Below are 20,097 nucleotides of genomic sequence, written 5' to 3' on the forward strand. Positions count from 1 at the left end.
ACGCGCAAGGGCGTGACGTCGGGGGTTGAGAATTGCGGAGATGCCGCAAGCAGGGCTTGGCTACCACATACATCGCGGGGAGCGAGGGGTGGGTAATGCGACGCAACAGCAACCAAGCCCGCTGCTTGCAACAGTATTGTGACACAGATGGCATGGATTCGGAAAATGAAATTGCGCGATGGCGCATTTTTAATCGCCTCGCACAAAATACATGATGCATGGCAAATGCGCCTTTAAAAACAGGCGTATTTCCCTGTTTTATCGGCATGCTCCGTATCAAGCGGCATACTGACGCATATGACAGGTCCCGCACGCGGTCTCGATGTCATGAAAGACCTCCCGACATAACCTGTCAGGGTGTTGGGCCTCCTGCCCTTGAAACAGAGCGCGATTTCCCCAAGTGTAGACGCTCTCTGGGGAGCCATTCATGCACAACAATTCGCCCGAACACATGCCCGTCCTGCACGCCTCCGCACCGGATGTGCGCGCCCGCGAAAAACTCGAAGGCGGCAAGCGTTTCGTCATGCAGACCGAGTTCAACGCCGCCGGCGACCAGCCCACGGCAATTGCCGAGCTGACCCAGGGCATCAACGACGGTGACCGCGATCAGGTTCTTCTGGGCGCGACCGGCACGGGCAAGACCTTCACCATGGCCAAGGTGATCGAGGAAACCCAGCGCCCCGCCATCATCCTCGCCCCCAACAAGACGCTCGCGGCGCAGCTTTATGGCGAGTTCAAGGGCTTCTTCCCCGACAACGCCGTCGAGTATTTCGTCAGCTATTACGATTACTATCAGCCAGAGGCCTATGTCGCGCGTTCCGACACCTATATCGAGAAGGAATCCCAGATCAACGAACAGATCGACCGCATGCGCCACTCGGCCACGCGGGCGCTTCTGGAACGCGACGACGTGATCATCGTCGCCTCGGTCTCCTGCATCTACGGTATCGGCTCGGTCGAAACCTATGGCGCGATGACACAGGATCTGAAGTCGGGACATGAGTATGACCAGCGCCAGATTATGGCCGATCTGGTGGCCCAGCAATACCGCCGCAATGATCAGGCGTTCCAGCGCGGCTCGTTCCGGGTCCGCGGTGACGTGCTGGAGGTTTGGCCCGCCCACCTTGATGACCGGGCATGGCGGCTGAGCTTTTTCGGCGAGGAATTGGAGGCGATCACCGAGTTCGACCCGCTCACGGGGCAGAAAACCGACACGTTCGAACAGGTGCGTATCTACGCCAATTCCCACTACGTGACGCCCCGCCCGACGATGCAGCAGGCGATCATCGGCATAAAAAAGGAGTTACGCCAGCGGCTTGATCAATTGGTCGGCGAAGGCAAGCTGCTCGAAGCGCAACGGTTGGAGCAACGCACCAATTTCGATCTTGAGATGCTGGAGGCCACCGGCGTCTGCAACGGGATCGAGAACTATTCCCGTTATCTCACCGGCCGCGCCCCCGGTGAGCCGCCCCCCACCCTGTTCGAATTCATCCCCGACAATGCGATTGTCTTTGCCGATGAAAGCCATGTCTCCGTGCCGCAGATCGGCGGCATGTACCGGGGCGACTATCGCCGCAAATTCACGCTGGCCGAACATGGCTTCCGCCTGCCCTCCTGTATGGACAACCGCCCCTTGAAATTCGAGGAATGGGACGCCATGCGCCCACAATCGGTCTTTGTCTCGGCCACGCCTGCGAAATGGGAGATCGAGCAGACCGGCGGCGTCTTCACCGAACAGGTGATCCGCCCCACTGGCCTTCTGGACCCCGAGGTGGAAATCCGCCCCGTGGAGATGCAGGTGGACGACCTCTTGGACGAGGTGCGCAAGGTCACGGCGGACGGCTTCCGCACGCTCTGCACCACGCTGACCAAACGCATGGCCGAGGACCTGACCGAATATATGCACGAGCAAGGTATCAAGGTGCGCTACATGCATTCCGATATCGACACCATTGAACGGATCGAAATCCTGCGCGACTTGCGGCTCGGCGCCTTTGACGTGCTGATCGGCATCAACCTGTTGCGCGAGGGGCTGGATATTCCCGAATGCGGGCTGGTGGCTATTCTGGATGCGGATAAAGAGGGTTTCCTGCGCTCGGAAACCTCGCTGGTTCAAACCATCGGCCGCGCCGCGCGGAACGCCGAAGGCCGGGTGATCATGTATGCGGATCGGGTGACCGGTTCGATGGAGCGTGCGCTGGCCGAGACCGACCGCCGCCGCGCCAAGCAGATCGCTTATAACGAGGAACACGGCATCACGCCCGCAACGGTCAAGAAGAATGTCGAGGATATCCTCGCCGGCCTCTACAAGGGCGATGTGGATATGAACCGCGTGACGGCGGTGATTGATGCCGAACAGGCCGGGTCGAACCTTCAGGCGGTGCTGGAGGGGCTGCGCACCGATATGCGCAAGGCGGCAGAGAACCTCGAATTCGAAGAAGCCGCGCGGCTGCGCGACGAGATCAAGCGGCTGGAAGCGGTGGATCTGGCCGTCGCCGATGACCCGCTGGCGCGGCAATCGGCGGTGGAGGCGGCGTCCGATGCGGCGGTGAAATCCAAGGGGCGGTCTACGGCGGGACGGCCGGGGCAAAGGGGCGGCGTGAAGCGTCGGCGAAAATCGTCGTAGGGTGGGCAGTCCTGCCCACCTTTGGCGCAAGGATGGTGGGCAGGACTGCCCACCCTACTCCCCGAATTCCCCGTCGACCAAAGCCCCGGCCCATTCCGGATCGACCTGCCCAAGGCGAATATCGCGATGGATCGACGAATAGGGCCAATCCACCGCTCGCGCGACATATCCGTGTTTCACAGGATTGCCCCAACAATACTCCACATGGGCCCTGTAATCCGCCGCATCCCGGATACAATGCTCCCAATAGCGCCGCTGCCATATCCCGGCCTCGCGTTTGCGCCGTTTGCTTATGGAGCGATATGTAGGGTGGGCAGTTCTGCCCACCGTCCACCGAACCGCCCGGGAAAACCGGTATTTGATCTTGCGCCAACGCTCCGGAAAATCGCTGTCCCCCGGCGGCAACGTCCAGACTGCGTGCAAGTGGTCCGGCAGGATGACGATGGCGTCGCAATGCACGGGCAAAGTTCGGATTGTCGCGTGAAAGGCGCGGCGCAGCTCTTCCACGTGATCCACAAGAATTGTGGCCCCCCGCTCCGCCAGCGCCAGTGTGAAGAAATAGCTGGCGCCGGGGAGGCGTATGCGACGATAGCAGGACATGACTGCACTTTGGGCCGGTCATGGTTGATGTCAGGTTAATTCCCCGCGAAAGGTGGGCAAAACTGCCCACCCTACAGTCGCCTCAGGACCCGCCCGCCACGGTCAGCCCCAGCATCCGCCAGCCCTGCATGCCCCAGCGGTAATAGCTGATCTTCTCCACCGGATAGCCTGCCTCAATGATCCGGCGAATCGCCTCCGGGGATTGCCCGCACCACGGGCCGTTGCAGAACATCACAAGGTTCGGCACCACCTCCGCATCGCAGTCGAACCCCTCGAAATCCGGCTCGCAGCCCAGCTCATGCAGCCGGTCGGCCATTTCCGTATAGGGCATGGAGATCGAACCGGGGATCGTTCCGGTCTCCCAATCCGGGCGCACGCGGCCATCCACGACCAGTGTGTCAGGGTCCTGTAACGCCGCCAGAACCTCCAACTCACCCACCATCGTCACCCCCTCAGCCGGGGTCATCGGCTGGATGCAAAACTCAGGGCAGGGACGCGCGATCCGGGCGAAATCGCCCTCGATCACCGCGCTTGTATCCTGTTCCCGCATGATCTCGACGGGGCCCGACGGCGTGTCCACCGTGACGGACGCCATATCCTTGGTGATCTGTACATCCGCCGCCTGCACGGCCCCGCCCAGAACGACGGCCCCCAACCCCAGAACGAAACGCTTCATAACCTGTCTCCTGCAACGACGGGCGGGCAGAGGCCCGGCCCTTTGATGATTCACATACTGGTATTCACATGTGATTTCAGACAGCGCAATCACCGCGTGTGCACCCTCGGCCAAACTCGACGTATCTCCGCCCCCCTGCTACGCTTTCCCCACAGAGTCAGGAGACGCCCATGCCGGCCTATGTCATCGGACAGCTCGACATCCACGACCCCGACGCCTACCAGGCCTATCTCGACGGGTTTCTGCCCAGTTTCGAACGCCATGGCGGCGAGCTTCTGGCCACCTCCCGCGCTGCAACCGAGGTGATCGAGGGAAGCTGGTCCCTGCCCCGCACCGTGATCATGCGCTTTCCCAGTGTCGCCCATGCGAAGGCCTGGCACAGCGATCCCGACTATGTCGAGCTTGCAAAGATCCGGCATCGGACCGCACGCACCAATCTTGTGGTGGTCGATGGGATTGCCTGATCTCAACCTCGGCGCGCTGGCCTGCGCCTTGTCCGTGGTGTTCGCGGCCCCGGCCATGGGCGAGACGGGGATGGATTGCGCTGCAGCCCCGTTTTCGGAACCGAAGGATCTGAAAGAGCTGATCACGGCGCTTGAACCTGTGTTCCGGGGTTTTCCCACTCTGAACGCCGGGCTCACCAGCGATATCTCCGAAATCTGCCTGCTCCACGGGCCCAGCGAGGCACAGGGGTATTTTGAACCCGACACCCGCCGCATCGTTCTGCGCGCAGGCCAGCCCGTCGGTCTTGCCCAAGCGATCCTTGTGCATGAGCTGCGCCATGCGGCGCAATACGCCACGGGTATCTGCCCCGGCACGGATCTTGCCATGGCGGATTATGCCGAAGCCATCTTTGCGATGGAGGCTGATGCCAGCGTTGCCGGGCTGGTCGTTGCTGATTTCATGCGCAACACCGGTCATGACGAGATGTGGCAGGCGCTGGCCGGATGGCCAATGCAGGCCGACATCGCAATAGCCTATGACACCGCCCTTCGCGACACGGGCGACATCGCTCAAGCCGCTTCAACCGCCTTTGATGCCTGGTACGAAGACCCCATCCGACGGCAGACCTATTATGTTTCGGCCTGTCTCGATTACCTTGACCAGCTTGAACGGGACCATCTCCTGCCGCGCTACGAAAGCCTTGGACCGTCTTTCTACAGCTCCCTTTGTCGGCTGCCCGATGGCACCTCTTATGACTGTAACCGACCGGAAACCGGAGATTGACACGATGCCCCTGACAGCCTTTGACCACGTGAACATCCGCACCAGCAAACTTGACGAGATGGTCGCTTTTTACGGCGAAATCCTTGGCCTTCATCCCGGATGGCGGCCGAATTTCAGGGTTGGCGGCGCGTGGCTTTATCTGGGTGATCAGCCCTATATCCACCTTGTCGATATCGACTATCAGCCCGCCACCACACCCAATCTAACGCTTGAGCATTTCTCTTTTCGTGCCACGGGCATGAAGGATTTCACCAACAGCCTTGATGCCCGCGATATCCCCTATTCCGTCGATCCGGTGCCCGGCATCACCATCGTTCAGGTCAATTTCCACGATCCGGACGGCAATCACATCCATGTGGATTTCGACCTCGCGGATGAGGCATAAAATCCTTCATATTTTTGCCTAAATCCGCTGCTATCCGCAGCCAAACGTCTTTGTGCAAGGTGCCCGCCCCATGTCCGTCATTCCAATGAACCCCGACACGCTTGAGATCGACAGCAAGGCTGCTGCGGCGGCGGGCAAGGCGGCGGCGGCGGAATATCAGGGCACGATACCCTATCCCTATGGCACCTTTACCGATTTCCTGCCCGAAACGGTTCTGGACAAGGTTATTGAAGAGCTGAAACAGCTCCCCGAGGCGGAAAGCGCCTTTGACCGGCCACAGGAAAAGCTGAAAACCTCATACCTGCCCGAGCGCCTTCCGCCTTATACCCGCAACCTGTTCTACGTGCTCAATTCCCGCCCTTTCGTGCGGTTTCTTGAGGAACTGACCGGCATCAACGGGCTGATCCCCGACCCTTATTTCGCCGGCGGCGGGGTGCATGTGGTGGCCAATGGCGGGCATCTCGATATCCACGCGGATTTCAACCACAATCAGAAGCTCAATCTTGAGCGCCGGCTCAATATCCTGATCTACCTCAACAAAGGGTGGAAAGCGGAATATGGCGGCTCTTTCGAGGTCTGGAACACCGATATGACCGAAAAGGTCGCCAGCTTCGTGCCGGAATATAACCGCATGTGCTGTTTCAACACCGGCTCGGATACCTGGCATGGCAACCCCGAAACGGTGAACCACCCCGGAGGAGAGCCGCGTATGTCGATGGCGCTCTATTATTACACCGCGACCTGGGACGGCACGAAACGCTCACACACGACACTGTTCCGCCCGCGCCCCGGCACCCATGATCAGGTGGACAAAGAGGTGCGGCGGCTGGAATTGCTGCAGGATCTGGTGCCGCCGATTGTGTTCCGCCGGATTATCGGACCACTCAGACGGCTGGGGTTCTAAGGTCCCGTAGGGTGCGCATTCACTGCGCACCACCGCCCTGCACGATGTTGGCTATTTCCTTGGCCCATTCACCGACAATGGGAATGAATTCGATCTGCGCCAAGGTCCAGACCAGCAGGGACAAAAGCAGCGTCGCGCCCACCACAGTCCCAAGCCCCATCATCAGCCCGCGCGCCAGCGCGGCCCCCAACATGCTCCAGAAATTATCATGTATCCGGAAAAACCGGTGATTGTTGAGCCGCTCAACTTCCTGACGCAAAGCGCGGATTTCCTGTACGAGATCGTCTGACATGGGGGCGAGGCTAGCGCAGCCTTCGGCGAAGGGCCAGAGCCGGATCCACCAGAGCCGGATCAACCCGCTGGCAATATGGCCAAGAGACGCTAAATGTCCCTCATGCGCCTGTTTTGCCTCCTGGCCTTGCTTGCCACGCCCGCTATTGCCTGGGAGTTTTCCCCAACACCGATCTGCATTCTGCGCAATGACGGGAATGTGGCGACCGAGGTCACCTATGACGGCACGCTCTATGCCATCCACCTCACCCGCGCAGACGGCTGGCCGACTGCCCCGGTCTTTGCGATCCGGTTCGAGGGCGCGGCACCGCTGACCATCTCGACCTCGCGCCATGTGATCGACGGCACCACCCTGACCGTGACGGACCGAGGCTTTGGCAATGTGCTGAGCGGGCTGCAATTCAACCACACGGCCACAGCGCTGATCGGCGATCTGGCGGTCCCGATCGACCTGAGCGGTGCGGCGGACCCGGTCAGGGCGTTCCGCGACTGTCCCGGCACACCTTCCGTGTGACCAAATCGGCCATCGGGCAAAACATGCGACATACCGTGCCCAAATTCCTTCCAAGGAATTTGCAAATTCTGTCGACAGAATTTGTCCTGCCCGCCGCTAACCGTCCCCTGCCAGAAATTCCAGCGTCGCCTCCTGCACGCGTTCAAATACCGGATCGCTGGGCATGAAAAACGTGTTGGAGCTGTCCACTTCCAGAAACTCCGCGCCCGGTATCCCCGCCGCGAGCCGCCGGCCTTCGGCCACCGGATGTACCGCGCCCAGCCGCGCGTGGATGACCAATGTGGGCGCCTGTACCTGCGCCAGATCTGCGGTCACATCCAGAACGTCGATCAGGTTGCGCTGGATCAGCGCTTCTTCGGGCGAGCCGGAATGCGCGATCAGGCGGATCAACTCGGTGATCTCGTCTGCCGTCGCCATGGGCAGCACCATGGTGGTCCAGGCCCGCATGAAACCGTTCTCCGGATCGCCCCAGCCGCCGCTTCTGAGCAGGGCGATAAACGGGTCACTGTCGGGATCGGGAGGGGCCTGTTCCCGCTTGGCGCGGCCGCGCGCATAGCCATTATGCAGCACGAGGCGCGAAACCCGTTCGGGATGGCGCGCCGCAAGCCGGATGGCGACTGGCGCCGACTGCAGCAACCCCACGATTGGAAACCGCTCCAGCCCGGCGGCATCGGCCACCGCCAGCATATCGGCGACATGGGCATCCAGCCTGTCATCAGGGCGGATCGGATCGGACAGCCCCGCGCCGCGAATGTCATAGCGGATCATTTCGTGATGCCGGGCAAAATCCTGAAACCCGTCACGCACCAGACCACTGGCCCAGTCCTGTTCCAGATGCGACAGGTGATGCCACGCAAAGAGCACGGGCGGCCCCTTGCCCGCCCGCGACCACGCGATGCTGGTGCCGTCCGGGGCAGCCGTATAGCGGATCGTCTGGCGGATCTCGCGCGCCGGGAGCGCCTCGGGCGTTGCATCGGCTGATGGCGTGTCCACGGACGCCACCATCGTGAAACCCCGGCGCGGCACGGTGCGGATCACCGCCTGATCCTTGCCCGTATCACCGACCGCCGCGCGCGCCGCGTTGATCCGCGCCGAGACCGTGGCGTCCGACACGATCCGCCCGCCCCAGACCTCGTTGATCATCTGGTCCTTACTGACCACATCCCCGGCATGTTCGGCCAGAAGTTTCAGGATATCAAAGACCTGCGGCTCTATCGGGATATCCGCGCCATCCCGCGTCAGCACGAACCGCGCGCAATCCAGCTCCAATCCCGCAAAAGAATACTTCATCGCCGCAAATCCCCTTGGGCCTGAACACAGCCTACGCGCTGACCCCGCGTCAGGGCAAGCGGGACACGCCGCGCCGAAATAGACCCGGAGCGGTTTTCCTTTTGCCCGCGCCCGCCTAACTTGAGCTTCATGTCCCTGTCTCTTCTTATCCGTGGCGTCTGGATCGCCCTTGGGTTTCTGGCCATCGGTTTGGGCGTGCTGGGCATCGTCCTTCCGCTCCTGCCAACCACGGTGTTTTTCCTGCTGGCCGCGTTCTGTTTTGCCCGCTCGTCGCGCGCGCTGCATGACTGGCTGGTCGAACATCCGACCTTTGGCCCGCCCATCGTGAACTGGCGCGAATACCGGGCTATCTCCCGCCGGGCCAAGATCACGGCGTTGACAGCAATGGTGGTGCTGCTGGTCGGCGGGCTGGTCTTTGGGCTCAGCCCCCGTATCCTGATCATTCAGGCTGTCGTCCTGACCGGGGTTGCCATATTCATCCTGTCGCGCCCGTCCCCGCCGGGCGACTGACACTCATTCCAGCCCGCCGACCCCGTGTTTCAGAATCACCGGCACGATCAACTCTTCCTCATCCACCAGGTGCCGGTCGATCAACTGGGCAAACCCCTTCAGTTCGGTGTGGAACCGTCCCGGCTCACCGCCCCGCAAGACGCCATTCGCAGCTTCAGTAAAGCGCGCCAGCAGCCCGTCAAGCGCATGGTGATCCGCATCCAAAAGGGTAAAGCCACGCTCAAGCCGTGCCTCCATCCCCACCAGCTTGGGAAAGTAGTGCATGTCCTCGATCTGGTGATGGCCGTGCAACTGGCTGACCAGCATGGAGCCGTAGCGCTGCAACCTCTGCCCATGCTGGCGCGGGTCCATCTGTACATCCATCACCGCCTCGCAATCGCTGGCCAGAGCCTCCAGCAATTTGCGAAACATCAGATGCCGCTCCAGCCAGAAGCTGACGAGACCGTGGAAATTGTCATGCGCGGGCCAATCGGCGCGCGGGTACTCGGCCAAAAGCACGCGCAACGCGTCGGGCAGGCCGGTTCGGGTCTCAAGCGTCAGTTTTTCCATGTCGGACATCTGGCACGGATGCCAGCCGCGTCAACCGAAAGTTGCCGCGACCTCGTACATCACCGGCTCAAATGACCGACACAGCTCATTGATCTCGCGGTTGCGTTCACGCATCTCTTCGGTGCGCAGCATGGCCATGAAATCCTCGCGTCGGGCCCATTGCGAATAATTGGCGATCCGGGTCTGAGCGTCATTCACATGCAGCCCGGCGGCAATGAAACCGGGTTGTTTCGAGATGAAATTCTCATAGGCATCGGTCAGCGCATCAAGCAGGTCCTGACAGGTGCCCGGCGTCATTTCAAAGGTGGTGATGACGGTCTGATAGGAATTGTCGGGGCTGATCTTGGGCATGGGCACTCCTCCTGTGCGTCAAGCTTAGGCAGCTGCCCGCGCCCTGTCACCCCTGAACCTGTCACCCTCGAACGTGAAACGGCTTACAACGGTTTGAGGGACCAGAGGGTTTCCTCGCCCTTGGCACTTTTGGCCACAGAGCCCGTGATGGGCTGCACGTGCAGCTTTTCGGTCCAATGCGACGCCCCGTAAAGCGCCCGGACCTCATCCCCGGGGACCGAGAAAGGCGGGCCATCGGTGAGGCTCTGATCATAGTCGAGCGTGATCAGCAGTTGCGGCACCGCCCCGCATATCGCGGTCACATGGGCCGCATAGCGCGCGCGCATGTCAGGCGGCAAAGCGATCAGCGCCGCGCGGTCGTAAACGGCATCAACAGAGCCTAAAAGCTCCGACGTCAGGTGAAAGAGATCGCCCGCGAAAATCACCAGCTCGTCGGCCGAGTAGCGCCGCAGCCCGGACAGGGCGTCGATCCGGGGCCGCAAACCCAGCCGGTCAAACACTTCGGCAACCGCCGGTTCGTAAAGCTCGATCCCCACCACCGCATGTCCACGGGACAGGAGCCAGTCCAAGTCAAAGCTCTTGCCACAAAGCGGGACGAAAACCCGCCCGCCCGGCGACAGGTGCAATCGATCAAAATACCCGGTGAGCAACGGATTGGCCGCCGCCTTGTGAAAGCCGATGCGGTTCTCGCGCCAACGTTCGTCCCAGAATGCCTTGTCCATCTGCGCCTCTGCCCCGTTTTACACGTTCGGCTCGCCCTGAAGCCCCAACAGCTTGCGCATCCCCGTCCAGTAGCCGGGCAGGCGCGGCGGCTCCTGCAACTCTGGCAGCGCCTCGGCCTCCCAGCGCGGCATCTCGCGCGACACGAAGTCCCGCCCCCAGTTCAGGAACGCCTCGGCATCGTCGGGGCGCAACCGGCAGGCCGAGCCAACCAGCCCCACAAGCGTTTCCGGCGCGGAATACCATTCGTCCTGAATGCCGGTGACCCGTGCCTTGAACAGTGGTCCCACCATGCGCATCAGACGGCTTTCCGAGAACAGCAGCAGCATCTTGCCCATCTCGTCGCGCGAATAGTGGATGAGCGGCGGGAAGGTATCGAAAAACACCGCCTCGCCCCCGATAATGGCAAAGTTGCGGATCGAGGGGTGAAAGCCGATGCGCGTGTCGAACTGTTCAGCGGCGTTCCAGAAGCGCGCGATGACCTGCCCCGCCGCCTCCATCAACGCAACGGCCTCATCCACCGGCGCGCCCTGCATCTGCGGGCGCATCATGGTCTCGGGCGGCAGCGCGTCCTGTACGATCACGGGCACCTGCGCGCCGTCCATCTCCAACAGGTGAAACGCGGTCTCGGGCACCGGCACACCGGTACGGGTCAGCGCATCGACGTAATCGTGATGGCAGCGCGCCAGCCGGTCCATGACGGCCCGGTTGCCTACCGCCTGATAGACCTTGATCACCTTGTCGGAGAACGGGCCATCGGCGGGACGGAAAGGCGCGCAGAAATAACCCAGCTTGGACACGGTGGTGCCCCGCCTTGCACTGTCGGCGCGGATCACCTCCGCCAATGCATTCAGATCCGTCATCTTGCGCTCCCTTGCTGGCCCGCGCGCTATAGCGCGTCGCGCCGGGCTTGGCCAGCTTGCCCCGCGTCCCCCCAAGTCACCCCCGCGTTAACCCGGTCTTTACCAAGCTTTCCGAAACTTGAAGCCCTGCCCATTCGGGGATGCCCATGCTTCGCCTTGCCTGCCTGTTCTGTCTGCTTGCCACACTGGCCGATGCCGGACCATGGCCGCGTGAAAAGGGCCGGGTCTTTACCGCGAATTCCATTGAACTGTCCGGGTTCCGTCTTGACCGGGACCTGATGCAGACGCCTTATTTCTCAAGCACCTACATCGAATATGGCCTGTCCCGCTCCCTGACCATCGGCCTGCATGTAGGGCACGGGTCATCAGCCGAGATTGACGCCCGCGCCTTCCTGCGTGTCCCGCTCAGCCAGACCGACCCGCACCGCTTTGCCTTTGAACTCAACGCCGGAATGGCGGGCGATACCGGATATGTCGGGCTTGGCCTACAATATGGGCGCGGCTTTACCCTGTTTGAACGCAATGGCTGGATCACCGTCGAAGGGCGCGTTGACATGTTGTCCGAGGAACGTGGCATGGATTACCGGCAAGGCAAGCTGGACGTGACCCTCGGGCTGACCCATCCCAACGGGCTCAAGACCATGGCGCAGCTCTTTGCCACCGAAACGGACGGCGATATTTATGCCAGCTTTGCCCCGGGCGTCGCGGTCCCGCTATGGCGTCGAGCGACGCTTGAGGCGGGCCTATTGCTCGACATGACGCGCGGCAATGCGCCCGGCCTGAAACTCGGGCTGTGGCAGGAATTCTGAATCACCGGTTCAGCATTCCCATAACGCCACTGGCTTTCTATGCTGGGGCCATGAAGCGCCTGTTGCTTGCCGCCCTGATCTTGCTGCCGACCCTGAGCTCCGCCATGGAGTTCCGGTTGCACGGCGATCACCCCGAGGGCTGCATGGTCACCGCTACCGGCCCGATCCAGCCCGGCGACGCGGACAGGTTGCGCGCGATCCTTCCCGGGGATGCGGAATACAGCCAATATGTCACCGACACCCCGCGCCTGTGTTTCGACAGCCCCGGCGGCAGTTTTGTCGAAGGGCTGGCCATTGCACGCCATCTGCGCGACACCGGCATCGCCGCCCATGTGCCGCGCGACGCAAGCTGCCTCAGCGCCTGCGCCATTGCCTTTCTGGGCGGGTCGGCCCGGAATTTCGAAGATGCGCTGATCGACATGCGCGATCGCAGTCTGCACAGCACCGCGCGGCTGGGCTTTCACGCGCCCCAGCTTGACGTGCCGGATGCCAGCTTTAACCGCGCCGAGGTGCAGCGCGCCTTTACCATCGCGATGCGCTCCGCGGCGCTGACCTTTTCCCGGCTCGACGAACTGCGCATCACCCGGAATTTCGCGCTGGATTTCTTTGCCGTCGAAGGCAATGCATTCTACGAGATCGACACCACGACCCGACTTGCCCAGCTTGGGGCCGCGCTCGAAGGTGTGGCCGCCCTCCCCGAGCGTCTGTCCGATGACGGGCTGCGCCAGATCTGCGCCTTTGTCAGCCCCAAGGTCGATCCCGCGCGTTTCAGCGCAGCCCATAACCAGCATCAGGTTCTCAACACTGCCACTTACGATTTGCCACCGCAGCCGGGATATACGAAAGGGTCCCGCGCCTTTGTCCTGGGCTGGACGGTCGAAGGGTTCCGCCAATGGCATGTGTGCAACGTGCGCTGGACAGGCGGCGCAGAGCCCGCAGTATCGGTCGAGGTCATCGCAGAACCCTTTGTGAGCGACGACACCGGCCGCTTCGACGACCCTACCCCACCGACGCAGAGCGAAATCGCAGGTTTCGTCATTAACAACCGTGGCAGTTTCTTCCGTCCTTCGCCACTGCTGGGCCTGCCTGCGGGCACGCGCCTTCGCGACCTTCAGGGGCCGCATCACGGCGTCAGCCGCCTGCGCACCGACACTGTCACCTGCCGTCCCCTGCGCCACAGCTACCGCGTGAGCGGCGTGAAAAACTTCGCAACCCTGCGCGCCGCCCCTAATTTCGATGCGCCCGTGCTGCGCGAGGTCCGGCGCGATGCCTCGGTCTCCCCCGGTGGACAGGGGTATTTCACAGCGGCACCCCGCTGCATCTCTGCCTGCGATGTCTCGCAACGCGGCACGCTTCGCCCCGCCGACCTGCGCCGGGTCTCCGCCTGCCAATGGTCGAATGAGTTGTGGTGGCACATGAAACTGCCCGATGGCACGACCGGCTGGATGAGCGCGAAGTACCTGCGCTGAGGAAACAGAGCGCTCAGTCGAGAAGATCGCCGGGCGTCAACGCAAAAGCCTTGCCAAACCCGCCATTGAGCAGACCGGACACCGGCGAAAAAACCACGATCGAGAAATCGCCAAACCCGATATACAGCTTCGCCTTGGGCCGCTGCTCCAGATACCTTGCGGCCAGCGACGCATGTTCGGCCTCGCCGTGTCGGACAAACCGCGCCCGTGCCTTGAGGCTGAGCCGGGGATGGGTCAGCGGATCACCCTTCTCACCCGGCTCTCCGACCAGCAGCGCACCGCTGGGATTGACTTGCAAGGCCCTTGCATGGGCCGACAAGTCCGAAATCAGCGACATAGGACGACCATCCTTTGTCATCGCCAGCGCGATGCGGGACACCGAAGGCCACCCATCCTCAGGATCACGCACAGCAAGCGCCGCGAACCGGGCGTCACGCAGCAAGGCCCGCGCCAGACCGCGGGCCTTGTCATCGGGTATCTGAACCGGAGACGTCGCCATGGCATCACCATGGTGTCACGGCGCGCTCCGGACAACTCCCTTTATGTATCCATGCGCATCAGCACATTGACCTGCCCGCGCACCGCGTTTTCCCACACGAGGTCGACCTTGTCGCCATTCGGCCCCTGTTCGAGCCGGGCATAGGGCATGCCCCATTGCGCCACGTTGCTGGAATTCTCGATCTTCTGCGTCGCCACAACCGACACCACGTCGCGCGCGCGCCCACCAAATGCCAGCCAATTGGCCCCATCCACCCGCCAGGTGGACGAAACCGTATTCTCGCTGTGCGACACCAGCGCCGGGTTCTCGGTCCGGTACTCGATATTGTTGAAGGTGTTGTTGGAGAAATAGACCTTCTTCATCCGCGTCATGTCCAGATCGGCAAAGGAGGTATCGACCTTTTCCACCCGGTCGATATTGCCATCCACACAACGGAACATATTGCCCGTCACATTGAGCCCGTTGATGAAATGCCCGGTGCCATAGGGTTTGACAACGATCCACCCGAAGGATGGCAGCAGGTCACCACACAGGAACACGTTGTTGGTGATGGACAATCCGGCAAACCCGAACCCGCCTGTATAATCCGGGTTCACCTCGCGCTCATTGGTCCACTCAATGGTGCAGTTGTCGACATAGTTGCCCACCACCGTAGCGTTGCACGCCCGCAGCGCCAGCACCAGACCGGCAAGGCGCACACCGTTGACCTGCCCGTCGCCCTGAAAGAAATGGTTGCCGGAAATCACCGAATTGGACCCGCTCAGGATACAGAAGTGACGGAACTGGCTGGCGCGATTGTTGCGGATTTTGACGTCATTGGCATTGGCATTGATCGCAATCGACACCCGGTCCTGTGACGGCGTACCACCCTCGGCACTGATGAACTGACAATGATCCACCAACAGCCCCTGACAGCCGTACCCGATCGATGTGATGCCGCGATACTTGGGGCGGGTGAAATAGCAATCCCGCACCTGGAACACGACACCGGTCTTGGCCAGCATGATGCCGCTGGCCTTGTTGTTGCATTGGAACTCGATATCCGACATCGAGAACGAAGACAGTTTTTCAAACCCGCTGAAATCCAGCAGGTACTTGAACCGGGTAAAGGTAAAGACCTGCGTTCCGGTGGCCGCGCCCAGCGGTTGTGACAAAGTGATCTCGCCCGCCGCCACGTTTTTGTCCCGGACATAGACCTCTCGCCCAACACCGTTGCCCTCTACCAATGCACCGATCGGAACATTCGCGACATTCGTCACCCCGGTCAGCGTCTTGTCCGCACTCGCCGAATAGGTCGCCTGAGACGTGACGACCTCGGGGTCCCAGACGGTGCTGCCCTCGGCGTAGAACTGGCCATTGGCGATGTGGCGGCGTTGGGCGTAATTGTCCTTGTTGGCCACGGCGGCCTGCATGTCGATGGGCCCGCTGATCGAAATGCGCCGCCCGCCCATATCAAGGCTCTCGTGATCGGAATTGTTCAGCAGCGACTGGAACGCTTTCTTGAAGCCCAACTCCTCATTGCCAAAGGCGTCAATATAAGGCCCAAGGTGGAAATCCTTGGTCAGCGACAGGATGCGGTTATCGGGCATCGTCACCGTTCCCTCGAACTGCACCCGCGAATTGATCGTGACGTTCTGGCCGAGGAAATAGGTCCCTTCCGACACCAGAACGCGCCGCCCGTTCGCCGCGCTGTCCGCCGCCTCAAAGGCGGCGGAATCGTCCGTCACCCCATCGCCCACAGCGCCATAGTCGCGCACATCCACCCAGGACATCATGTCCCGATGAAACACATGGGTCACATCCTCGACGACCAGATCATCAATCCGGACAATGCCGCCATTGGCCCCTGTCAGGTCCAGACCCAGATGCGCAAAAACCGGGTCGGTGCCCCATTGCAGGTCCACGCCGCTCCGCGCGCCGGGACCAAAAATGGCTGACACCTCCACGACAGACCCATAGCTGGTCAGCGCCACCGACTGTGCCTGCTGGGTCAGCCCGCTCACAACCGCGCCATTGCCTTGCGCCGGATACCCCGCAATACGCACCGATGGAAGGTTGCCGCTGATCGCCTTGACCCGCGCCGTTACGCGCAGATAGGTCCCGGGCAACCACGGGGTTTCGCCCATGTAACGCAACTTTTGCACCGATTGAGATTTCTGCAATTCCAGACAACCGCCGAAATCCTGGTCGGCTGGCACGAAGGCCGCGTTCACCGCCCCGTCATAAGTATCGTCACCCGGCCGGCCATTCTGGCTCGACCAGACATCCAGCCCATCCGCAAATGGCGTCGGCATGAACACCACGCCATCGGTAATTGCCTTGTTCATGAAGGTCCCTTTCCACATCGCTGACCCCCACGCGCTGCATGCGGCGCAGACGGCCTGTCGTCGTCAACTCACGAGAAAGCGGGATCAGCCCGCCGACGGAAAAGAGGTATCAACAAAGGGTTAAGCGGCGCTGAGACGACCGTACGGTGCACAGGCGTAGGGTGGGCAATTCTGCCCACCGGCCCCTCACCTAGACCGACACATCCGGCTTCGGCAAAATCTGCACACCGCTGATCTGCCAGCCGTTCTCCGTCTGGCTCATACGGTAATCCAGCCAATGCGCTTGCCCCGATTGGTCAATGATCTCAACACGCTGAAACAGACCTCCCGGGAAACGGCGCAGTTCCAGAAACCGCACATCGCCGGGTCGCCAGACCATGGGATAGCCATTTTCGACCATGCGGCCAAAGTTGTCGGCCGTGCCGAATATGCCTTTGATATTGGGCGCGGCAAATGTAAATGCGGTGCTCACATCATCGGCCAGAAAGGCATCCAGCTGGCCCTGGATCACGCTCTGGATGTCCTTGTTTTCGGGCTGGACCTCCTGCGCCATCGCCGTCGCGGCAAATGCCAGGGTTATGACCAGTCCACTCAAGAAATGGCGCATGACAACCACCTTTGCAAAAAAGCTGACGGATATGAGGTAGCCCGCGGCCCCGTCCCGTCAAACAAAGGGGGCCGCCGCGTTTTGCGCGACGGCCCCCATTATCCGTTACTGACGTCCCTCGGGGGTCACCCTACAGAAAGCTCTCCCGCCAACGCCTTTTCGATCAAGGCGCAGGTTTCCGCGACGCCGTAAAGCGCCACGAAACCGCCAAAACGGGGACCTTGCGACGCACCCAAAAGCACCTCGTAAATCGCGGTGAACCAATCGCGCAGCGGCTCAAACCCGTGAACCTTGCCCACCGCAAAAACGATGCTTTGCAGGAACTCTTCGTCACCGTAATCCACTTCGGGCAGCGGATCCTCATTGCCGACCAGCGCATTCTTGCGTGCGATCAGATCAAGCGCGAATTCGGCATCCTTCAACGCCTTGCCCAGATCCTCCAGCGCCGCGCGCTCCTGATCCGTGGGCGCGCGGAACGTCTTGGTCGGTTTCACGAAATCCTGGAAATAGCGCACCGCATGTTCCGCCGCCGCGTCCATGCCGGGATGGGTCTCGGCCGTGGCATCCGGCGCGTATTTGTTGATGAACCCCCACAGCACCGCCTTGTCCTCGGCGCTGGACGCGCTGGCGAGGTTCAGGAGCATCGAGAAGGTCACAACCATATCCGATACCGGAACATCGCCATTGTGGATATGGAACACCGGGTTGTTGACCCGTCCCGCCGCGTCCTGCCCCTCATAGGCGCGCAGCTGCTGGTGGTATTCATCCACCGCACGCGGGATCACGTCGAAGAACAGCCGCTTGGCGGTTTTCGGCTTTTGATACATGAAATAGCTCAGACTCTCGGTCGAGGCATAGGTCAGCCATTCGTCGATCGAGATACCATTGCCCGACGACTTGGAAATTTTCTGCCCCTTGTCATCAAGGAACAGCTCATAGCTGAAATGGTTCGGCGGGCGTTCCCCCAGCGTCCGGCAGATCGCGTCATAGATCTTCTCGTTGGTGGCATGTTCCTTGCCATACATCTCGAAATCCACGCCCAGCGCCGCCCAGCGCGCGCCGAAATCCGGCTTCCATTGCAGTTTCACATTGCCGCCCGTAACCGGCAGCGTCCATTCGCGGCCGTCCTCGTCGTCAAAGGTGATCTCGCCCTTCACCCCATCCACATGCTTCATCGGCACATAGAGCACCCGGCCCGTTTCGGGATGCAGCGGCAGGAAGATCGAATAGCTCTGCTGACGCTCTTCGCGCAAAGATTTCAGCATGATCTTCATGAGATCATCGTATTTCTCCGCGCAGCGCAGCAGGATCTCGTCAAACTGCCCGGAGCGATAGAATTCACGCGCCGAATAAAACTCGTATTCGAACCCGAATGTATCGAGGAACCGGCGCAGCATGGCGTTGTTGTGATGGCCAAAGCTCTCATGGGTGCCAAACGGGTCAGGCACGGATGTCAGCGGCTTCTGCAGATGCTTGGCCAATTCTTCCTGGTTCGGCACATTGCCCGGCACCTTGCGCATCCCGTCCAGATCGTCCGAGAAACAGATCAGCTTGGTCGGAATATCTGAGATCACCTCAAACGCGCGGCGGATCATCGTGGTGCGCAAGACCTCGCCGAATGTCCCGATATGTGGCAGGCCCGACGGGCCATACCCCGTCTCGAACAACACATACCCCTTTTCCGGCGGTGCCTTTTCATAGCGTTTGAGCAGCCGGCGCGCTTCTTCAAAAGGCCAGGCTTTCGAGCTCATTGCGGCGTCGCGCAGATCAGACATGTGTATTCTCCGAGTTTCCGCACGCCCCATGCGCGCGAACCCGCTCTCCCTATTGCGGGCGGGGCGCGGGGTCAATATTCTGCACTGCAACAGGAGACCCCCATGAACCAAGAAATCCCCCATTCACTCAGCCCGCAGGACTGTCTTGTCGGCCTGATGATTGCCGTGTCCGCCTCGGATGAAAACCTGCGCACCGCCGAACTCGTCAAGATCGAAAGCGCGGTGAACAACCTGCCGGTTTTCGCGGATTACGACATCGACCGCATGAACGTGATCGCGCAAACCGTGTTTGACCTGTTCGAACAAGAGGATGGGCTGGACGCATTGTTCGGGCTGATCCGCGACAACCTGCCGGAACGTTTGTTCGAGACCGCCTATGCGCTGTCCTGCGATGTGGCCGTGGCGGATGGCAAACTGCGCGAGGCAGAACTGCGCCTGCTGGAAGAGATTCGCTATGAGCTGAATATCGACCGGCTTCATGCCGCCGCCATCGAACGCAGCGCCCGCGCCCGTCATATGCCCGCCTGAACCGTATTTTCGCTCAATTCGGCGAAAATCCAACGTGAAAAACCCTTTGCGGTCAGGATTCCCTTACTCTCGGGTAAGCGGAATTCTGCTAGAGTGAACGCGCAGGCTATTCTGCCTGTGCTTTCTGCCCGGAGGATTTCACATGACGCGTTATGTCTTCACCCTTCTCGCAGCACTTGTTCTGTTTTCGCTGCCCGTGATTGGATCTGCCGCACCGCTCGTGGCCAAGATCGACATTTCGTCCCAGACCATGACCGTTTACGAAAACGGCAAACCCACCTATCAGTGGGCCGTCTCCACCGCCCGCCGGGGCAAGGTGACACCGCGTGGCACCTGGACAGCCAAGTGGCTGTCACGGCACCATAAATCCAGCCGCTACAACAATGCGCCCATGCCGTTTTCGATCTTTTTCAACGGGCATTACGCCATCCACGGCACCAACCAGGTCAGCCGCCTTGGCAGTCCTGCCTCTGCCGGTTGCGTCCGCTTGCATCCTGATCACGCCGCGATCCTGTTCGCCAAGACAAAACAGGTCGGGCTGGATAACATGAAGGTCGTCATTCACAACTGACGCGTT

Annotated in this window: 23 protein-coding genes; 11 read left to right on the forward strand and 12 right to left on the reverse strand. The window is 61.1% G+C overall.

Going from position 1 to position 20,097, the window contains the following annotated elements:
* The first annotated feature begins 427 nt into the window (after positions 1 to 427).
* Positions 428 to 2,626, forward strand: a complete 2,199-nt coding sequence (uvrB, locus tag PGB28_RS06445; RefSeq protein ID WP_271420675.1) for an excinuclease ABC subunit UvrB — start codon at positions 428 to 430, stop codon at positions 2,624 to 2,626.
* 54 nt (positions 2,627 to 2,680) lie between these two features.
* On the opposite strand, the gene PGB28_RS06450 is transcribed toward uvrB, so the two are convergent.
* Both PGB28_RS06450 and PGB28_RS06455 read right to left on the reverse strand, forming a co-directional pair.
* Complete coding sequence (locus PGB28_RS06450; RefSeq protein WP_271420676.1) at positions 2,681 to 3,226, reverse strand: REP-associated tyrosine transposase; 546 nt, start codon at positions 3,224 to 3,226, stop codon at positions 2,681 to 2,683.
* An 82-nt stretch (positions 3,227 to 3,308) separates the two neighbouring features.
* Complete coding sequence (locus PGB28_RS06455; protein ID WP_271420677.1) at positions 3,309 to 3,902, reverse strand: rhodanese-like domain-containing protein; 594 nt, start codon at positions 3,900 to 3,902, stop codon at positions 3,309 to 3,311.
* Between the two features lie 170 nt (positions 3,903 to 4,072).
* Here PGB28_RS06455 and PGB28_RS06460 point away from each other — a divergent pair, with 170 nt between their 5' ends.
* The 4 genes from PGB28_RS06460 (at position 4,073) to PGB28_RS06475 (ending at position 6,418) form a co-directional block, all read left to right on the forward strand.
* Complete coding sequence (locus PGB28_RS06460; protein WP_271420678.1) at positions 4,073 to 4,366, forward strand: DUF1330 domain-containing protein; 294 nt, start codon at positions 4,073 to 4,075, stop codon at positions 4,364 to 4,366.
* Positions 4,353 to 5,129 (forward strand): DUF6782 family putative metallopeptidase, encoded by a 777-nt coding sequence (locus tag PGB28_RS06465; protein ID WP_271420679.1) that lies wholly within the window; start codon positions 4,353 to 4,355, stop codon positions 5,127 to 5,129. Before PGB28_RS06460 ends, PGB28_RS06465 begins: the two co-directional genes overlap by 14 nt.
* 4 nt (positions 5,130 to 5,133) lie before the next feature.
* The gene (locus tag PGB28_RS06470; protein WP_271420680.1) at positions 5,134 to 5,514 is read left to right on the forward strand and encodes a VOC family protein; all 381 of its coding nucleotides are present in this window, start codon (positions 5,134 to 5,136) and stop codon (positions 5,512 to 5,514) included.
* Positions 5,515 to 5,584: 70 nt separating this feature from the next.
* Entirely contained in the window at positions 5,585 to 6,418 is an 834-nt protein-coding gene (locus PGB28_RS06475) for a 2OG-Fe(II) oxygenase (RefSeq protein WP_271420681.1), read from the forward strand.
* 19 nt (positions 6,419 to 6,437) lie between these two features.
* Here the strand turns inward: PGB28_RS06475 and PGB28_RS06480 are convergent, their stop codons facing one another.
* Complete coding sequence (locus PGB28_RS06480; protein ID WP_271420682.1) at positions 6,438 to 6,710, reverse strand: DUF5665 domain-containing protein; 273 nt, start codon at positions 6,708 to 6,710, stop codon at positions 6,438 to 6,440.
* 93 nt (positions 6,711 to 6,803) lie between these two features.
* Here PGB28_RS06480 and PGB28_RS06485 point away from each other — a divergent pair, with 93 nt between their 5' ends.
* Entirely contained in the window at positions 6,804 to 7,223 is a 420-nt protein-coding gene (locus tag PGB28_RS06485; protein ID WP_271420683.1) for a hypothetical protein, read from the forward strand.
* 96 nt (positions 7,224 to 7,319) lie between these two features.
* Here PGB28_RS06485 and PGB28_RS06490 read toward each other — a convergent pair whose 3' ends face one another.
* Positions 7,320 to 8,513 carry an alpha/beta fold hydrolase gene (locus PGB28_RS06490; protein ID WP_271420684.1) on the reverse strand — a complete coding sequence of 398 codons (1,194 nt, stop codon included), beginning with the start codon at positions 8,511 to 8,513 and terminating at the stop codon, positions 7,320 to 7,322.
* Between the two features lie 129 nt (positions 8,514 to 8,642).
* Between PGB28_RS06490 and PGB28_RS06495 the strand changes: the two genes are divergently transcribed.
* Entirely contained in the window at positions 8,643 to 9,023 is a 381-nt protein-coding gene (locus PGB28_RS06495) for a YbaN family protein (RefSeq protein ID WP_333908224.1), read from the forward strand.
* A 3-nt stretch (positions 9,024 to 9,026) separates the two neighbouring features.
* Here PGB28_RS06495 and PGB28_RS06500 read toward each other — a convergent pair whose 3' ends face one another.
* The 4 genes from PGB28_RS06500 to PGB28_RS06515 all read right to left on the reverse strand — a co-directional run bounded on the left by PGB28_RS06500 (position 9,027) and on the right by PGB28_RS06515 (position 11,506).
* Positions 9,027 to 9,572, reverse strand: a complete 546-nt coding sequence (locus PGB28_RS06500; RefSeq protein ID WP_271420685.1) for a hemerythrin domain-containing protein — start codon at positions 9,570 to 9,572, stop codon at positions 9,027 to 9,029.
* Positions 9,573 to 9,602: 30 nt separating this feature from the next.
* Positions 9,603 to 9,923, reverse strand: coding sequence for an antibiotic biosynthesis monooxygenase family protein (locus PGB28_RS06505; RefSeq protein ID WP_271420686.1), 321 nt, complete (start codon positions 9,921 to 9,923; stop codon positions 9,603 to 9,605).
* 83 nt (positions 9,924 to 10,006) lie between these two features.
* Complete coding sequence (gene tmpT / locus PGB28_RS06510) at positions 10,007 to 10,645, reverse strand: thiopurine S-methyltransferase (protein WP_271420687.1); 639 nt, start codon at positions 10,643 to 10,645, stop codon at positions 10,007 to 10,009.
* 18 nt (positions 10,646 to 10,663) lie between these two features.
* Positions 10,664 to 11,506, reverse strand: coding sequence for a DUF6206 family protein (locus PGB28_RS06515; protein ID WP_271420688.1), 843 nt, complete (start codon positions 11,504 to 11,506; stop codon positions 10,664 to 10,666).
* A gap of 146 nt (positions 11,507 to 11,652) precedes the next feature.
* Here PGB28_RS06515 and PGB28_RS06520 point away from each other — a divergent pair, with 146 nt between their 5' ends.
* Positions 11,653 to 12,315 (forward strand): hypothetical protein, encoded by a 663-nt coding sequence (locus PGB28_RS06520; protein WP_271420689.1) that lies wholly within the window; start codon positions 11,653 to 11,655, stop codon positions 12,313 to 12,315.
* A 50-nt stretch (positions 12,316 to 12,365) separates the two neighbouring features.
* Positions 12,366 to 13,784, forward strand: a complete 1,419-nt coding sequence (locus PGB28_RS06525; RefSeq protein ID WP_271420690.1) for a COG3904 family protein — start codon at positions 12,366 to 12,368, stop codon at positions 13,782 to 13,784.
* 13 nt (positions 13,785 to 13,797) lie between these two features.
* Here the strand turns inward: PGB28_RS06525 and PGB28_RS06530 are convergent, their stop codons facing one another.
* The 4 genes from PGB28_RS06530 to PGB28_RS06545 all read right to left on the reverse strand — a co-directional run bounded on the left by PGB28_RS06530 (position 13,798) and on the right by PGB28_RS06545 (position 18,992).
* The gene (locus tag PGB28_RS06530) at positions 13,798 to 14,283 is read right to left on the reverse strand and encodes a HugZ family pyridoxamine 5'-phosphate oxidase (protein ID WP_271420691.1); all 486 of its coding nucleotides are present in this window, start codon (positions 14,281 to 14,283) and stop codon (positions 13,798 to 13,800) included.
* Positions 14,284 to 14,324: 41 nt separating this feature from the next.
* Positions 14,325 to 16,610: a glycosyl hydrolase family 28-related protein gene (locus PGB28_RS06535; protein ID WP_271420692.1), complete on the reverse strand. Its 2,286-nt coding sequence runs from the start codon at positions 16,608 to 16,610 to the stop codon at positions 14,325 to 14,327.
* Between the two features lie 190 nt (positions 16,611 to 16,800).
* Positions 16,801 to 17,217, reverse strand: coding sequence for a DUF4864 domain-containing protein (locus PGB28_RS06540; protein ID WP_271420693.1), 417 nt, complete (start codon positions 17,215 to 17,217; stop codon positions 16,801 to 16,803).
* Between the two features lie 125 nt (positions 17,218 to 17,342).
* Positions 17,343 to 18,992: a lysine--tRNA ligase gene (locus PGB28_RS06545; protein ID WP_271420694.1), complete on the reverse strand. Its 1,650-nt coding sequence runs from the start codon at positions 18,990 to 18,992 to the stop codon at positions 17,343 to 17,345.
* A gap of 102 nt (positions 18,993 to 19,094) precedes the next feature.
* Here PGB28_RS06545 and PGB28_RS06550 point away from each other — a divergent pair, with 102 nt between their 5' ends.
* Together PGB28_RS06550 and PGB28_RS06555 are read left to right on the forward strand one after the other, a co-directional pair.
* Entirely contained in the window at positions 19,095 to 19,520 is a 426-nt protein-coding gene (locus PGB28_RS06550) for a tellurite resistance TerB family protein (protein WP_271420695.1), read from the forward strand.
* Positions 19,521 to 19,662: 142 nt separating this feature from the next.
* On the forward strand, positions 19,663 to 20,091 hold the full coding sequence (locus PGB28_RS06555) for a L,D-transpeptidase (protein WP_271420696.1): 429 nt from the start codon (positions 19,663 to 19,665) through the stop codon (positions 20,089 to 20,091).
* Positions 20,092 to 20,097: the final 6 nt, after the last annotated feature.

The sequence above is a fragment of the Primorskyibacter aestuariivivens genome, from assembly GCF_028023675.1.
GTDB classification, from domain to species: Bacteria; Pseudomonadota; Alphaproteobacteria; order Rhodobacterales; family Rhodobacteraceae; genus Marinovum; species Marinovum aestuariivivens.

Excerpts from the sequence above, each read along its gene's own strand:
- PGB28_RS06550 (WP_271420695.1), top strand. The coding sequence starts at position 19,095 with ATGAACCAAGAAATCCCCCATTCACTCAGCCCGCAGGACTGTCTTGTC.
- PGB28_RS06480 (WP_271420682.1), bottom strand. The coding sequence starts at position 6,710 with ATGTCAGACGATCTCGTACAGGAAATCCGCGCTTTGCGTCAGGAAGTT.
- PGB28_RS06490 (WP_271420684.1), bottom strand. The coding sequence starts at position 8,513 with ATGAAGTATTCTTTTGCGGGATTGGAGCTGGATTGCGCGCGGTTCGTG.
- PGB28_RS06525 (WP_271420690.1), top strand. The coding sequence starts at position 12,366 with ATGAAGCGCCTGTTGCTTGCCGCCCTGATCTTGCTGCCGACCCTGAGC.
- PGB28_RS06515 (WP_271420688.1), bottom strand. The coding sequence starts at position 11,506 with ATGACGGATCTGAATGCATTGGCGGAGGTGATCCGCGCCGACAGTGCA.
- PGB28_RS06530 (WP_271420691.1), bottom strand. The coding sequence starts at position 14,283 with ATGGCGACGTCTCCGGTTCAGATACCCGATGACAAGGCCCGCGGTCTG.
- PGB28_RS06500 (WP_271420685.1), bottom strand. The coding sequence starts at position 9,572 with ATGGAAAAACTGACGCTTGAGACCCGAACCGGCCTGCCCGACGCGTTG.
- PGB28_RS06555 (WP_271420696.1), top strand. The coding sequence starts at position 19,663 with ATGACGCGTTATGTCTTCACCCTTCTCGCAGCACTTGTTCTGTTTTCG.
- PGB28_RS06460 (WP_271420678.1), top strand. The coding sequence starts at position 4,073 with ATGCCGGCCTATGTCATCGGACAGCTCGACATCCACGACCCCGACGCC.
- PGB28_RS06475 (WP_271420681.1), top strand. The coding sequence starts at position 5,585 with ATGTCCGTCATTCCAATGAACCCCGACACGCTTGAGATCGACAGCAAG.
- PGB28_RS06455 (WP_271420677.1), bottom strand. The coding sequence starts at position 3,902 with ATGAAGCGTTTCGTTCTGGGGTTGGGGGCCGTCGTTCTGGGCGGGGCC.
- PGB28_RS06485 (WP_271420683.1), top strand. The coding sequence starts at position 6,804 with ATGTCCCTCATGCGCCTGTTTTGCCTCCTGGCCTTGCTTGCCACGCCC.
- PGB28_RS06520 (WP_271420689.1), top strand. The coding sequence starts at position 11,653 with ATGCTTCGCCTTGCCTGCCTGTTCTGTCTGCTTGCCACACTGGCCGAT.
- PGB28_RS06495 (WP_333908224.1), top strand. The coding sequence starts at position 8,643 with ATGTCCCTGTCTCTTCTTATCCGTGGCGTCTGGATCGCCCTTGGGTTT.
- PGB28_RS06540 (WP_271420693.1), bottom strand. The coding sequence starts at position 17,217 with ATGCGCCATTTCTTGAGTGGACTGGTCATAACCCTGGCATTTGCCGCG.
- PGB28_RS06450 (WP_271420676.1), bottom strand. The coding sequence starts at position 3,226 with ATGTCCTGCTATCGTCGCATACGCCTCCCCGGCGCCAGCTATTTCTTC.
- tmpT (WP_271420687.1), bottom strand. The coding sequence starts at position 10,645 with ATGGACAAGGCATTCTGGGACGAACGTTGGCGCGAGAACCGCATCGGC.
- PGB28_RS06465 (WP_271420679.1), top strand. The coding sequence starts at position 4,353 with ATGGGATTGCCTGATCTCAACCTCGGCGCGCTGGCCTGCGCCTTGTCC.
- PGB28_RS06470 (WP_271420680.1), top strand. The coding sequence starts at position 5,134 with ATGCCCCTGACAGCCTTTGACCACGTGAACATCCGCACCAGCAAACTT.
- uvrB (WP_271420675.1), top strand. The coding sequence starts at position 428 with ATGCACAACAATTCGCCCGAACACATGCCCGTCCTGCACGCCTCCGCA.
- PGB28_RS06535 (WP_271420692.1), bottom strand. The coding sequence starts at position 16,610 with ATGAACAAGGCAATTACCGATGGCGTGGTGTTCATGCCGACGCCATTT.
- PGB28_RS06505 (WP_271420686.1), bottom strand. The coding sequence starts at position 9,923 with ATGCCCAAGATCAGCCCCGACAATTCCTATCAGACCGTCATCACCACC.
- PGB28_RS06545 (WP_271420694.1), bottom strand. The coding sequence starts at position 18,992 with ATGTCTGATCTGCGCGACGCCGCAATGAGCTCGAAAGCCTGGCCTTTT.